Here is a 12,331-nt window from a genome sequence, read left to right on the forward strand (position 1 = left end):
TGCTTCCTTCTTCGGGACGCAAGACATGGCTTGGACTCTCTTCGGATCGGCCGCCTCCGGATCGACCGCGGTGGAAGCGGCGCTGACGCTGCTCGGCATTGATTTCGACCTGATCGAGGGCGCGACCTGGGAGGCCGAGGCCGCCCGGGTGCGCGTGGGCGCGGCCAATCCGATGCGGCAGATCCCGACGCTGGTCGATGCCGACGGCCGCGTGATGACCGAGAGCGCCGCGATCCTGATCCACCTCGCCGACACGCATCCGCAGGCGCGGCTCGCGCCGGCGATCGACGATCCGCGGCGCGCGGAGTTCCTGCGCTGGATGGTGTTCGTGTCGTCGGCGATCTATTCGCTGCACTGGATCAAGCCGGACGTGACCCGCATCGGCGCGCGGCCCGATCAGCGCGACCAGGTGGTCGACGCGGTCCATGACCGCATCGCGTTCTGCTGGGGCGTCATGGACGCGCAGATGACGCCGGGACGCTACCTGCTCGGCGACGAGCTGTCGGTGCTGGACTTGTACGTGACGGTGGTGTCGCGCTTCGGGCCGTGGCGGGAGCGCTTCCACGAAGTCGCGCCGACGATGTCCCCGATCGTCCGCCGCGTCGACGCCGACCCGCGCCTGCAGGACTTCTGGGCGGCGCGTTTTCCGCTCGACGAGGATTGACCTTCACGGCGTGCGAAGCGCGTGCGCGCCCTGGCAGGCACGCGCGATGGCGCTCCTATCATCGACGGCGAACTCCCTGACTCCATGAGGTCGCCGTGTCCGTCAACCCTTCGTCCGCCAGTCCCTCGTCCGGTTCCCCCCGTCGATTGCTCGTCCTGATGCCGACGGCGGAAGAACATCTGGCGCAGTTCCGCGCGCGCTACGACGTGATCTACGCGCCGACGGCCGAAGCGCGCGCGAAGGCGGTCGCCGAGCACGGCGCCGACATCGAGATCGTCCTGACCATCGGCGCTGTCGGCCTGCGCGCCGACGAGATCGCGGCGATGCCCAAGCTCCGCGCCGCCGCGGCGCAGGGGGCCGGTTACGAGGCGATCGACCTGGCCGCCGCCAAGGCGCGTGGCCTCACGTTGTGGAACGGTGCGGGCACCAACGATTCATGCGTCGCCGACCACGCGATGGCGCTGCTGCTGGCCTCCGTGCGCGCGCTGCCGCAGCAGGAGCAGGCCCTGCGCGCCGGACTGTGGCGCGACGCGCTGCCGCTGCGTCCGAGTGTCAACGGGCGCAAGCTCGGCATCCTCGGCATGGGCACGATCGGACTGCGCATCGCCAGGCGCGCGCTGGCCTTCGACATGGAGGTCGGTTATCACAACCGTCGCGAGCGCAACGACTCGCTGGGCTGCCAGTACTTCGGCTCGGCGCTCGAGCTGGCGCAGTGGGCGGACTTCCTGATCGTCGCCGCGCCGGGCGGCCCGACCACGAAGCACATCGTCAACGCCGAGGTGCTGAAGGCGCTCGGCCCGCAGGGTCACGTCGTCAACATCGCCCGCGGCAGCCTGGTCGACACGGCCGCGTTGGCTGCGGCCTTGGCGGCCGGCGAACTCGGCGGCGCGGCGCTCGACGTCTACGAGTCGGAGCCGAAGCCGCCGGAGGCGCTGCTCGGTTTCCCGAACGTGATCCTCACGCCGCACATCGCGGGCTGGTCGCCGGAGTCGGTGCAAGCCACGGTCGACCTGTTCCTCGAGAACGCCCGGCGCTGGGAAGCCGGCGAGCCGGTGCTCACCCCGCTGTAGTCGACATCGCGTCCAGCCGCGCCACGGCGTCGGCGGGAAGCGTCAGCGAGGCCGCCTGCAGGTTCTGCCGCAGGTGATCGACCGACGAGGTGCCCGGGATGAGCACGAGGTTGGGCGAGCGCTGCAGCAGCCAGGCCAGCGCCACCTGCATCGGCGTCGCGCCGAGTTCGGCGGCGACGGCCGACAGCGTCTCCGACTGAAGCGGCGAGAAGCCCCCGAGCGGGAAGAACGGCACGAAGGCGATGCCTTGCCCCGCCAATTGATCGAGCAGCGCGTCGTCGTTGCGGTGCGCCAGGTTGTACTGGTTCTGGACGCAGACGATCTCGACGATCTTGCGGGCATCGGCGACCTGGCGTGCCGTCGCGTTGCTCAGGCCGATGTGGCGGATCAGGCCTTGCCGCTGAAGCTCGGCCAGCGCGGTCAGCTGCGGCTCCAGCGAGCCTTCCGCCGGGCCGTGCACGTCGATCATGCTGCGCAGGTTGACGACGTCGAGCACGTCCAGGCCCAGGTTCCGAAGGTTGTCGTGGACCTGCTGCGTCAGCGCCTCGGCCGACTGCGCGGGTTGCCAGGAGGCGTCCTCGCCGCGCCGGGCGCCGACCTTGGTGACGATCGTCAGGCTGTCGCGATAGGGGTGGAGCGCCTCGCGAATGATCTGGTTGGTGACATGCGGGCCGTAGAAATCGCTGGTGTCGATGTGATCGACGCCGAGCGCGACCGCTTCTCGCAGCACGGCGACGGCGGCGGCTCGGTCCTTCGGCGGACCGAAGACGCCGGGCCCGGCCAGTTGCATCGCGCCGTAGCCGATGCGCGTCACCGTGCGGGTGCCCAGCTTGAACGTGCCGGCCTGGTCGAGGAGGCGGGAAGGGGTGCTGCTCATGGGGGAGTCCTTCAATGCTTCGGAGGGAGTTCGGGAGAACGTCGAATGAACTTCGGGGGAGATCGGCGACGTCGTGGAAGGACTGTAGGCAGCGCGCAGTCGTACGATAAGGGGATCGAATCCGCACGGGCTGTGCGAAATCAAGGACAGTGAGATGGAACTGGGCGATCTGTCGGCCTTCCTCGCCGTGGCGCGATCGGGCGGCTTCCGGGAGGCTTCGCGGCAGTCGGGCATGAGTCCGTCAGGACTGAGCGAGGCGGTGCGTCGGCTGGAGACCAGGCTCGGCGTCCGGCTGCTGCATCGGAGCACCCGCAGCGTCGCGCCGACCGAAGCCGGTGCACGCCTGCTGGACCGACTCGGACCGGCACTGGGCGAGGTCGAGGCGGCACTCGACGTCGTCAACGGTTTCCGCGAGCGGCCGGCCGGCACGCTGCGGCTCAATGTGCCGGCGAGTGCCGCGCGGCTCGTGCTGCCCAAGATCGTCCCGGCATTCCTGAAGGCGTACCCGGACATCAAGCTCGACATCACCGTCGAGGAGAGCTTTGTCGACGTCCTCGCCGCCGGCTGCGATGCCGGCATCCGCTATGAGGAGCGGCTGGAGCAGGACATGATCGCAGTGCCTATCGGCCCGCGGACGCAACGCATGGTCACGGCGGCATCGCCGGCCTACCTCGCCGAGCACGGCCAGCCGGCACATCCGCGTGACCTGCTCGCCCACCGCTGCCTGCGAGGCCGCTTCCCGAGCGGAACGATGCCCGCCTACGAGTTCCAGCGCGAAGGCGAAGTCGTCACCGTCGATCCCGACGGTCCGATGATCGTGCGCCTGGGCGGCGGCCTGGACCTGGCGATCGACGTGGCGGTCGCGGGTGGCGGCGTCATCCAGACCTTCGAGGATTGGGTGCGACCGCACCTGGACAGCGGCGCGCTCGTGCCGGTACTCGAGGACTGGTGGGTGTCCTTCAGCGGTCCGTTCCTCTACTACCCGGGCCGGCGCTACCTGCCCGCGCCGTTGCGTGCCTTCGTCGACTTCGTGAAGGACGGACAGGCTGCACCGGATGGATGGGGCGGACAAAAAAAGTCCGCCGCTTGAGCAACGTCCAGGACCGGGGTCAGGCGTTGCTCAAGTCGAGCGGACGAAAGGTGTGAGAACTGAAAATGGCCCCTCGAAGCAGGGACCGTGGCTCCGCGAACGGAACGCTGGAGGCGAAGGGCTCGCCAGGCTGAGCTAGGATCTCAACCCAGCAGACCCGTCGCCAGTCCGAGGCAGGACATGACGCCGATGCAGACCACCCAGGCATCCGCGTTGTTCAACGAAGACCAGACCGTTTGCTTGAGCATCTGCATGACCATCTCCTGCTGCAGCCGGGTTGGCTGCGATGGATGGAAATATACTGTATGCCCATACAGTATTCAACAGGGAAGCGCCGGATTGTGCGCGCCTTGCGACAGACGCCTCGGATTCAGCCGGCCCTTCAACGGTGGCGCTTCGCCCGGCACTCCGGGTTCGAGCACAGCCCGTACAGCGCGAGCGCATGCTCGACCAGCTCGTAGCCCCGCTCTTCGGCGATCTCGCGCTGACGCTGCTCGATGCCGGCGTCGTAGAACTCCTCCACCCGGCCGCAGGCCAGGCACACCATGTGGTCATGGTGCTGGGCGGAGTTGAGCTCGAACACCGCCTTGCCCGATTCGAAGTGCTGCCGCGCCAGCAGCCCCGCCTCGACGAACTGCATCAGCACCCGGTACACGGTCGCCAGGCCGATGTCCGCGCCGTCCAGCAGCAGCGCCCGGTAGACGTCCTCGGCGCTGAGGTGGCGCTGGTCCGATTGCTCGAAGATCTGCAGCACCTTGATGCGCGGCAGGGTGGCCTTCAGGCCGCTGGATTGCAGGCTCTCGATCTGGTGCTTGGGGGAATCGGGCTTGTGCGAGTCAGGCATGTGCGGTGAGTGTGATCGTGCGGACTGGCGATCAGGCGGCCGCGGTTTCGGGATTCTTGGCGTCGTCCAGGTCGTCGGCGGTCGAGGCCGACGCGCCCTTCGCGCCCTTCTTGTCTTTCCTGGCGCCCTGCGGCTTGCGCACCCACAGGTAGAGGCCGCTGCCGAGCACGACGATGGTCGCCACGTCCAGCAGCGCCCACAGGATCTTCATCGGCATGCCGCCGTAGTCGCCGAAGTGCAGCGGCTGCGACACCAGCAGCGCCGTCAGGTACCACGGCAGCTCCGGCGCCGCCGTGAGCTGCGAGGTCTTCGCGTCGATCAGCAGCGGCTGCAGCAGCTTCGACGTCAACGGCGTCGTGCCCTTCAGGAAGAAGGTGTTGTGGTGCGGGCTCGAGAAGGCGGTGCCGGGGAACGCGATGAACGAGACCTTGCGCTGGGCGCCGACCTGCATCGCCGTGTCCATCGACCCCTGCAGCGGCGCGCGCTCGGCAGCGGTGAGCAGCGGCTGGTCCTTGTACGGCGCCAGCAGCGCGGTGACCTTGTCGTACTGCCAGTACTGCACCAGCAGCTCCGCCCAGGTGTTGATCATCCCGGTCGCACCGACGACGAAGCACCACACCAGCGTCACGATGCCGACCAGGTTGTGCAGGTCCAGCCACTTCACGCGTGTCGAGCGGTCCTTGCGCACGGCGCCGAAGTCGAGCTTGCGCATGAACGGTGCGTAGAGCACCACGCCGCTGACCAGCGCGATCAGCAGCAGCAGGCCCATCAGGCCGAGGAAAAGCTTGCCCGGCAGACCCGCGAACAGGTCGACGTGCAGCCGGAACATCAGGTCCATGAAACCTTCGCCGATGCGGTACTCGCGCACCGCCAGGCCCGTTCGGGCATCGACGGCGACCGACTTGAACTGATCGGTCGGCGCCGGCGTCGGGGCCAGCGTGAACCACCACAGGCGCGGGTCGTCCTCGTTCTCTCCGGCGTACTGGATCACCATCGTCGGATGGACCGCGTTGGCCGCCTTGGCCATCACGTCCAGCGACACGCGCTGCTTGTCCATCGCGGCGGGCAGTTCGGGCGCCTCGATCTCGTCGCCGAGCAGGTGACCGATCTCGTGATGGAAGATCAGCGGCAGGCCGGTCAGGCACAGCAGCAGCATGAACAGCGTGCAGACCAGGCTCGTCCACTTGTGAAGCCAGGTCCAGACGCGGATGGCGCGCGAGCTCAGCATCGTCGTGTCCTCAGGCCTTGCGTTGGGAGCGCTGCGGCCGCCACGCGTACCAGGCGATGACCGCCACCGGCACGCCAAGGCCGACCCAGGACCAGGCATCGCCCCAGTCGTCCGACACCAGCGCGGTGAGCAGGCCGGAGGTGCTCAGCAGGCCCAGCGCGATCGGCCAGGCCCAGAGACGGCGGGATTCGGGAGACAGCATCGGACGGCGCCAAGTTTGCAAATAACAATTATTCGCATTCTATGGCGAAGCGCCGCTCCGGAAAGGGGGCGTCAGCGGGAATCGGCGGGGGGGCCCCGCCTGCCTCAGGCCGTCACGCGGGCCACGGCGGCAGGGCTGAGGCGCTCGGCGCGCGCCGCGTCCTGGCGGGCCAGGTACTGGTGGATGCTGGCGACGACCTGTGCGCCTTCGCCGATCGCCCCGCCGACGCGCTTCACCGAACCCGAACGCACGTCGCCGACCGCGAACACGCCGGGGATGCTGGATTCCAGCGGCTCCGGCTTGTACTCGGACAGCGGGCAGGCGCAGGCGCGGCCGGTGATGATGAAGCCGGCCTGGTCGAGCTCCAGGCCGCATTCGGCGATCAGGCCGGTCTCCGGCTCGGCGCCGATGAACATGAAGAGGTGCTGCAGCGCCAGTCTGCGTTCCTGGCCGTTGCGGCGGTCGCGCCAGCTCACGGCTTCCAGCGCGTCCCCGCCTTCGAGCTGGCAGAGCTCCTGGTGCGGCAGCAGTTCGATGTTGGCCGTGCCCTGGATGCGGTCGATCAGGTAGCGCGACATCGTCGCTGCCAGCCCCGGACCGCGGATCAGCATGATGACCTTCGCCGCGTGGTTGGCGAGGAACACCGCCGCCTGTCCCGCCGAGTTCCCGCCGCCGACGATGACCACCGTCTGCCGGCTGCAGATGCGGGCCTCGATCGGCGAGGCCCAGTACCAGACGCCGCGGCCCTCGAAGCGGGTCAACTCCTCGATATTGGGCCGCCGGTAGCGCGCGCCGGTGGCGATCACCGCGGTGCGGGCGCGCACCTTGCGGCCGTCCTCGAGCGACAGGTGGAGTTCGTCCTCCATGCCTTGCCGCTCGCAGCTCATCTGCATGACCTTCGCGGGGATCAGCATGTCCGCGCCAAACTTCTGGGCCTGGACGAAGGCCCGGCCCGCCAGCGCCTGGCCGGAGATGCCGGTCGGGAAGCCGAGGTAGTTCTCGATCCGCGAACTCGCGCCCGCCTGGCCGCCGAACGAGCGGCAGTCCAGCACCAGCACCGACAGCCCCTCGGACGCCGCGTACACGGCCGACGAGAGGCCCGCCGGGCCGGCGCCGATGATGGCGACGTCGTACAGCTCGGTCCGCTCGCGCATGTCGACGATGCCCATGCAGCGCGCGACTTCATCGTCCGTCGGATCGACCAGGACCTCGCCGCCGGGGCAGATGACCAGCATCTGCACGCCCTCGGTCATGTACTGGTCGGCGAGGGCCTTGGCGTCCTCGTTCTGGTCGGGCTCCAGCTGCTGGTGCGGGTAGCCGTTGCGGCCCAGGAAGCTGCGCAGCCGCATCACCGGCGCGGACTTGCCCCGGCCGATCAGCGTCGCGCCGCTGGCGCCGGCCTCGATCAGCCCGACGCGGCGCAGGATGAAGGCGCGGGTCAGGCGCTCGCCCAGATCGGCCTCGCCGATCAGCAGCGCGCGCAGTTGCGGCGGGCTGACGTCGACGGCCTCGACCTCGGTCTCGGCGATCGCATCGATGAAGGAGGGCCGGCCGCTGAGCTGGCCGACCTCGCCGAGGAAACCGCCGGGCCCGTGCCGGTGGATCGGCGTCACGTGGCCGAGGCTGTCGCGCTGCGACACGGTGATCTCGCCGCTGAGGATCAGGATCATGCCCATGCCGGTGTCGCCGGCGCGGACGACCCATTCGCCTTGGGAATAACGCCGGAACCGGCCGAAACGCGCGACGCGCGCGATGTCGGCGACGCCGAGCGCGGGGAACATCTGGGCACCGCGCGTGTCGACGATGCTGGGCTGCTGGACCTGGACCATGGAACCTCCTGGCATCCACCCTAACCGACGCGCGTGTCAGCGGCAAGCGCCATAAGAGGGAACCTCGGGGCCCCAGGAGTCTGGCACCATGGCGGCCACTCCCTCACTCCCTGATCCGATGCCGGATCCCGCGCCATGGACCTGCCTTCCCATCAACTCACGATGACGGTGCTGATGACGCCGGACATGGCCAACTTCTCCGGCAACGTGCACGGCGGCACCATCCTGAAGCTGCTCGACCAGGTCGCGTACGCCTGCGCCAGCCGCTATGCGGGCCGCTACACGGTGACGCTGTCGGTGGACCAGGTGATGTTCCGCCAGCCGATCCATGTCGGCGAGCTGGTCAGCTTCCTGGCGACGGTGAACTACGCCGGCACCTCGTCGATGGAGATCGGCATCAAGGTCGTCACCGAGAACATCCGCGACCAGGTCGTGCGCCACGCCAACAGCTGCTTCTTCACGATGGTGGCGGTCGGCGAGGACGGGCGCCCCGTGCCGGTGCCCACGCGCACGCCGACGACCCCGGACGAGCAGCGCCGCTGGGACGCGGCGCTGGAGCGCAAGAAGCTGCGTCAGGAATTGCAGAAGCGCCACGACGAGCTGCGCAGCTCGTCGCTGCCGGGCTGAGCACCGGACCCGTCGCCTTTCGCGGGAACTTCAGTCCACGATGAAGAAGCGCCGGCCCAACTGGCGGTTCCGCTTCTCCATCGCCTTGAGCAACGCGTCCCGCCGTGACTCGGGCTGCAACTGCTCAAGCTCCGACCGACAGATGTGGATCTCCTTCACATCGCGGTCCAGCTTCAGCCGGCCATGGATCTGCGCCTCGATGTAGCCGTGTTTCTTGCCTTTGCCGTAGCGGGCCGGTACCTTGCCGACGATACCGGCGGCGGCGTCTTTCAATGTGGTCAGGCAGTTGTAGCCGACCTCATTGTTCTGGGCGTGGACGATCAGGCGGGGAAAATGGTGCCAGGTGCAGATACGCTCCGGCTTCACCATTCTGCTCCTCGATGGCGACAGGTCGCGAGCGAATGAATCGACCGACGAAAACGTGCTGACGTGCTTCATGTGTTCGGCCAGAACGAGGTAGGACTTCCCGTAAGCCTGAGCCCCTCCGCGCGGTGACTTCAGGAAATCCACCGCGCAATAGAGTGGGCGGCTGGTCCACTGGAACGAAGGATTGCCGCCGTCCCCGCCGTTGGCGGAGCGGTATTGTCCAAAGTCGCGGTAGGCGCTCCTGGCCAGCGTCTCGTGCATGCCCAGGGCCTGCTCCTCGAGCTTCGCGCGTTGCGGAACGTAGTCGGGGCGCTTTTGTATCTGGCCTGAGCGGGCGAAGCAGTTGAGGTACTCGCCACCGGAGCCGGGCGCCATGAACTCGAGCAGCCGCTCGAGCGGCATGTTGATGGTGAGCCGCGCGTCTTGCAGCACCGCGGTCATCTTGTCCAGCAGCACCTGGGCCTGCGCTGGCGCCACGCCGGTCTGGCGAAGCCGGCGCAGCGCCGCATCCCGGTCCTGTTCAAGCGTGTGCTCGCAGTCGTCGAATACCTGCCGCAGGAAGTCCGCCCTGAAGAACTGTCCGAGGATCTCGCGATGCTCGTGGCCCAGTGTCTCCAGTAACCGTCGCTCGAACGGCGGTTCGCCCGGAGTCTGTTCGGGCTGCTGGATATCGCTGTCGTTGGAAGGGAAGCCGGAGCCTGATGCGCCAGGGAATTTGACCGGAGGCATGCGCTCTCCCGATGGGGGAAAGCGATGTCAGTTGACAGACGCGTCGATCAGTTCGCCTGTCGATCTGAATTCAGGAACGCCCCGCGGCGTGTGGCTCAACCGCGCAACTGCGCGGGATCGAGATACTGCTGACGGAAGGTCTCGAAGTCGACGGTGTCCGCCGCTTCGATCGCGGCCTGCGCCTCCAGCGAGGCGCGCGCCGACTGGTCGAAGCGCGCCATCAGGCCGTCGGGCAGCGGCGCCTCCAGCATCTGGCGGCGAGACGCCTCCGACTGCGCCGCGACGAAGGCCAGGTGCGAGGACTCGTACTTCGCCGCGCATCGCCGCCAGCACGCGGGCCGACGGCAGTTGATCGGGATCGTCCCAGCGCTCGACCGCCTGCGCGAGCGCCTCGCGGTACAGCGAGCCGCCCAGGGTCGCGTCCACCTTGGCTGCGATCGGCGCGAACTCGCCCAGGAGTTCGCGGCCCCAGTCGCGCAGCGACACCTCGCCGCCGCGGCGCTCCAGCTTCAGGCCGGGTTCACGGCCGGCCGAGGCGGTGCGGTGCTGGTTGCGCGCCAGCGCGCCGAGTTCCTCCGGCGTGTCGTTCGGGCTGTCCGTCAGCCAGCAGTGCAGCAGGAAGAGGTCCAGGAAACGCATCGTGCTCGCGGCGATGCCGACCGGCTCGAACGGGTCCAGGTCCATGCAGCGGACCTCGATGTATTCGACGCCGCGCTCGCGCAGCGCGTGCAGCGGGCGCTCGCCCGAGCGGATCGTGCGCTTGGGGCGGATCGTGCCGTAGAACTCGTTCTCGATCTGCAGCAGCGTCGTCGACAGCTGGTTGTACTCGCCGCCCGGATTGACGACGCCGACCTTCTCGTAGGCCGCATACGGGCGCGTCAGCGCGTCCTGCAGCGAGGCGGCATAACCGTCGATGCTGTTGTAGCTCACCGCCAGCGAAGCCTGCGCGTCGCTCTGGTAGCCGAGGCGGCCCATGCGCAGCGAGGTGCCGTAGGGCATGTGCAGCGTGCCGTCGACCAGCGGCTGCAGGCCGTGCTCACGGCCGGCGACGAAGCTCGCGCACAGGGCCGGCGACGCGCCGAACAGCGTCAGCAGCAGGAAGGAGTGGCGGCGGAAGTTGCGGATCAGCGCGAAGTGGTCCGCGTTGTCCAGGCCCGGCATCGACCAGTTGTAGTGGATGCCGGAGATGGTCTGCATGCGCCGCCCGTAGCGGTGCCCCAGTCCCATGCGGTAGACGCTCTTGGCACGCCCGATGTTGGAGGCGCCGTAGCGGCCGATGGGGATGGTCTCGTCGGCCGGGAGCTGGCAGGGCATGCTCGACGCCCACATCAGTTCGTTCCCGAGACAGCGGTAGACGGCCTGGTGGATTTCGGTCAGCTGGCGTTCGCAGTCCTCGGCGGACGCGTGCACCCCGGTGATCAGCTCGAGTTGCGATTCGCTGAAGTCGGTGGTGACGGTCTCGTGCGTCAGCGCGGAGCCGAGCGCCGTCGGGTGCGGCGTCAGTGCCAGGGAGGCGCCGCTCGGTTGCGCGCGCAGGCTTTCCTTCTCCACGCCGCGGCGCATGCCCGCCAGACGGGTCGGATCCAGGGCCTCCAGTCGCTTCAACCAATCGTTCAAATGCCGCTCCTCGTTCACTGTGGGCGCGCAAGTTACCAGAAGTGCACGAATCCCGCTTGACTTGGATTTATGTGAATTGTGCTAGCCCGGCGCAGGGCAAAAGACGGGCCAGCAAGGGTTCACCAGGATCCGGCCCCGAGGAAGTGATGCTAAGCCGGAGCGCCCATCCGGCGGCGGGTACGACGGAGTTGCTGGTCCGAGCTAAAGCCGGCCGCGAGCGCCGCCTGCGCCGGTCGTACCCCGCGCTGGAGTTCGCGCCGGGCCAGTTCCAGCCGGATCGCGCGCAGGTAATCGAGCGGCGTCGTGCCGCCGTGCTGCGCGAACAGCCGGGTGAGGTGCCGGGGCGTGACGTGCGCCACCTCCGCCATGCGGGCGAGGCTCCAGTCGGCGCGCGGATCGCCGCAGACGGCGTCCTGCACGCGGTGCAGCGCCGGATGCAGATGGTGCCGGTGCGCGAGCATCGGCGACAGCTCCGGATCCTGCGCGCCGCGGCGCAGGTAGACGACCATCACCTGCGCCACCGACGCGGCGATCGCCTCGCCGCAGTGCTCGGCGATCAGCGCCAGCACCAGATCGATGCCGGCCGTGATGCCCGCGCTGCTGGCCAGCGGACCATCGAGCACGAACACCCGGTTCGCCTGCACGTCGGCACGGGGCGCGGCGTCGCGCAGCGCGTCGAGCGCCTCGTGGTGGGTCGTGCAGCGGCGGCCGTCCAGCAGCCCGGCTCGCGCCGCCAGCAGCGCACCGGCGCAGATGCTCAGCAGCCGGCCCTGTCCGCCCGCCAGCAATGCGCTGCCTTCGCGATGCAGCCAGCGCTCGATGCGCAAGGCGTCTTCCCGGTCCGTGGTGTCGGGCGGCGGATCGTCCGGATGCGGATGTCGCCGGCCGCTCAGGATCAGCCAATCCCGCTCGCCGAGCGCCGGCAGCGGTTCCAGCGCGGCGAGCGTCAGGCCGACCGACGTGGACGCCGATTCGCTCGCGGCGCAGTACCGCAGCCGGAACGCCTCCGGCTCGCCGCGACGGCGCAGGGCCTGGTTGGCGAGCCGCAGCGCCTCGGCGGCGCCGGCCAGGTCGAGCAGCAGCGTGTGGCGCTCGACCAGGATCCAGACGTCGACGAGGGCGGCGTCCCGAGTGGCGCCGGAAGCCGGATCGGGCGCCGAAACGGAATCTAAAAAGGACATCGCCGCA

Annotated in this window: 11 protein-coding genes and 1 pseudogene; 4 read left to right on the top strand and 8 right to left on the bottom strand. The window is 68.8% G+C overall.

The window, feature by feature from the left end; genetic code table 11:
- The first annotated feature begins 25 nt into the window (after window positions 1-25).
- Both ACFJIX_RS12855 and ACFJIX_RS12860 read left to right on the top strand, forming a co-directional pair.
- Complete coding sequence (locus ACFJIX_RS12855) at window positions 26-664, top strand: glutathione S-transferase family protein (RefSeq protein WP_377160556.1); 639 nt, start codon at window positions 26-28, stop codon at window positions 662-664.
- A gap of 158 nt (window positions 665-822) precedes the next feature.
- Window positions 823-1,734 (top strand): NAD(P)-dependent oxidoreductase, encoded by a 912-nt coding sequence (locus ACFJIX_RS12860; RefSeq protein WP_377161758.1) that lies wholly within the window; start codon window positions 823-825, stop codon window positions 1,732-1,734.
- Here ACFJIX_RS12860 and ACFJIX_RS12865 read toward each other — a convergent pair.
- Window positions 1,721-2,611 carry an aldo/keto reductase family oxidoreductase gene (locus ACFJIX_RS12865; RefSeq protein ID WP_377160558.1) on the bottom strand — a complete coding sequence of 297 codons (891 nt, stop codon included), beginning with the start codon at window positions 2,609-2,611 and terminating at the stop codon, window positions 1,721-1,723. The genes ACFJIX_RS12860 and ACFJIX_RS12865 overlap by 14 nt on opposite strands.
- A 154-nt stretch (window positions 2,612-2,765) precedes the next feature.
- Here ACFJIX_RS12865 and ACFJIX_RS12870 point away from each other — a divergent pair, with 154 nt between their 5' ends.
- Window positions 2,766-3,701 carry a LysR family transcriptional regulator gene (locus tag ACFJIX_RS12870; RefSeq protein WP_377160560.1) on the top strand — a complete coding sequence of 312 codons (936 nt, stop codon included), beginning with the start codon at window positions 2,766-2,768 and terminating at the stop codon, window positions 3,699-3,701.
- Window positions 3,702-4,083: 382 nt separating this feature from the next.
- Here the strand turns inward: ACFJIX_RS12870 and fur are convergent, their stop codons facing one another.
- The 4 genes from fur to ACFJIX_RS12890 all read right to left on the bottom strand — a co-directional run bounded on the left by fur (window position 4,084) and on the right by ACFJIX_RS12890 (window position 7,804).
- Window positions 4,084-4,545: a ferric iron uptake transcriptional regulator gene (gene fur, locus ACFJIX_RS12875; protein WP_377160562.1), complete on the bottom strand. Its 462-nt coding sequence runs from the start codon at window positions 4,543-4,545 to the stop codon at window positions 4,084-4,086.
- 31 nt (window positions 4,546-4,576) lie between these two features.
- Window positions 4,577-5,770 carry a PepSY-associated TM helix domain-containing protein gene (locus tag ACFJIX_RS12880; protein ID WP_377161760.1) on the bottom strand — a complete coding sequence of 398 codons (1,194 nt, stop codon included), beginning with the start codon at window positions 5,768-5,770 and terminating at the stop codon, window positions 4,577-4,579.
- Window positions 5,771-5,783: 13 nt separating this feature from the next.
- Complete coding sequence (locus ACFJIX_RS12885) at window positions 5,784-5,975, bottom strand: hypothetical protein (RefSeq protein ID WP_377160564.1); 192 nt, start codon at window positions 5,973-5,975, stop codon at window positions 5,784-5,786.
- A gap of 104 nt (window positions 5,976-6,079) precedes the next feature.
- On the bottom strand, window positions 6,080-7,804 hold the full coding sequence (locus tag ACFJIX_RS12890) for an FAD-dependent oxidoreductase (protein WP_377160566.1): 1,725 nt from the start codon (window positions 7,802-7,804) through the stop codon (window positions 6,080-6,082).
- A 135-nt stretch (window positions 7,805-7,939) separates the two neighbouring features.
- Here ACFJIX_RS12890 and ACFJIX_RS12895 point away from each other — a divergent pair, with 135 nt between their 5' ends.
- A complete protein-coding gene (locus tag ACFJIX_RS12895) occupies window positions 7,940-8,431 on the top strand; it encodes an acyl-CoA thioesterase (RefSeq protein ID WP_377160568.1) in 492 nt (163 codons plus the stop codon).
- Between the two features lie 30 nt (window positions 8,432-8,461).
- On the opposite strand, the gene ACFJIX_RS12900 is transcribed toward ACFJIX_RS12895, so the two are convergent.
- The 3 genes and pseudogenes from ACFJIX_RS12900 to ACFJIX_RS12910 all read right to left on the bottom strand — a co-directional run bounded on the left by ACFJIX_RS12900 (window position 8,462) and on the right by ACFJIX_RS12910 (window position 12,324).
- Window positions 8,462-9,526 (bottom strand): DUF3626 domain-containing protein, encoded by a 1,065-nt coding sequence (locus ACFJIX_RS12900; protein WP_377160570.1) that lies wholly within the window; start codon window positions 9,524-9,526, stop codon window positions 8,462-8,464.
- Between the two features lie 95 nt (window positions 9,527-9,621).
- Window positions 9,622-11,089, bottom strand: a pseudogene (gene gshA, locus ACFJIX_RS12905) (glutamate--cysteine ligase).
- A 203-nt stretch (window positions 11,090-11,292) separates the two neighbouring features.
- Window positions 11,293-12,324 (bottom strand): GlxA family transcriptional regulator, encoded by a 1,032-nt coding sequence (locus tag ACFJIX_RS12910; RefSeq protein ID WP_377160572.1) that lies wholly within the window; start codon window positions 12,322-12,324, stop codon window positions 11,293-11,295.
- Between the last annotated feature and the right edge of the window lie 7 nt (window positions 12,325-12,331).

The organism is Roseateles sp. UC29_93 (genome assembly GCF_042695725.1).
GTDB classification, from domain to species: Bacteria; Pseudomonadota; Gammaproteobacteria; order Burkholderiales; family Burkholderiaceae_C; genus Roseateles; species Roseateles noduli_A.

Bases quoted from the DNA above. Each gene is read 5' to 3' on its own strand.
- ACFJIX_RS12855 (WP_377160556.1), top strand. From the start codon at position 26: ATGGCTTGGACTCTCTTCGGATCGGCCGCCTCCGGATCGACCGCGGTG.
- ACFJIX_RS12860 (WP_377161758.1), top strand. From the start codon at position 823: ATGCCGACGGCGGAAGAACATCTGGCGCAGTTCCGCGCGCGCTACGAC.
- ACFJIX_RS12865 (WP_377160558.1), bottom strand. From the start codon at position 2,611: ATGAGCAGCACCCCTTCCCGCCTCCTCGACCAGGCCGGCACGTTCAAG.
- ACFJIX_RS12870 (WP_377160560.1), top strand. From the start codon at position 2,766: ATGGAACTGGGCGATCTGTCGGCCTTCCTCGCCGTGGCGCGATCGGGC.
- fur (WP_377160562.1), bottom strand. From the start codon at position 4,545: ATGCCTGACTCGCACAAGCCCGATTCCCCCAAGCACCAGATCGAGAGC.
- ACFJIX_RS12885 (WP_377160564.1), bottom strand. From the start codon at position 5,975: ATGCTGTCTCCCGAATCCCGCCGTCTCTGGGCCTGGCCGATCGCGCTG.
- ACFJIX_RS12890 (WP_377160566.1), bottom strand. From the start codon at position 7,804: ATGGTCCAGGTCCAGCAGCCCAGCATCGTCGACACGCGCGGTGCCCAG.
- ACFJIX_RS12895 (WP_377160568.1), top strand. From the start codon at position 7,940: ATGGACCTGCCTTCCCATCAACTCACGATGACGGTGCTGATGACGCCG.
- ACFJIX_RS12900 (WP_377160570.1), bottom strand. From the start codon at position 9,526: ATGCCTCCGGTCAAATTCCCTGGCGCATCAGGCTCCGGCTTCCCTTCC.
- ACFJIX_RS12910 (WP_377160572.1), bottom strand. From the start codon at position 12,324: ATGTCCTTTTTAGATTCCGTTTCGGCGCCCGATCCGGCTTCCGGCGCC.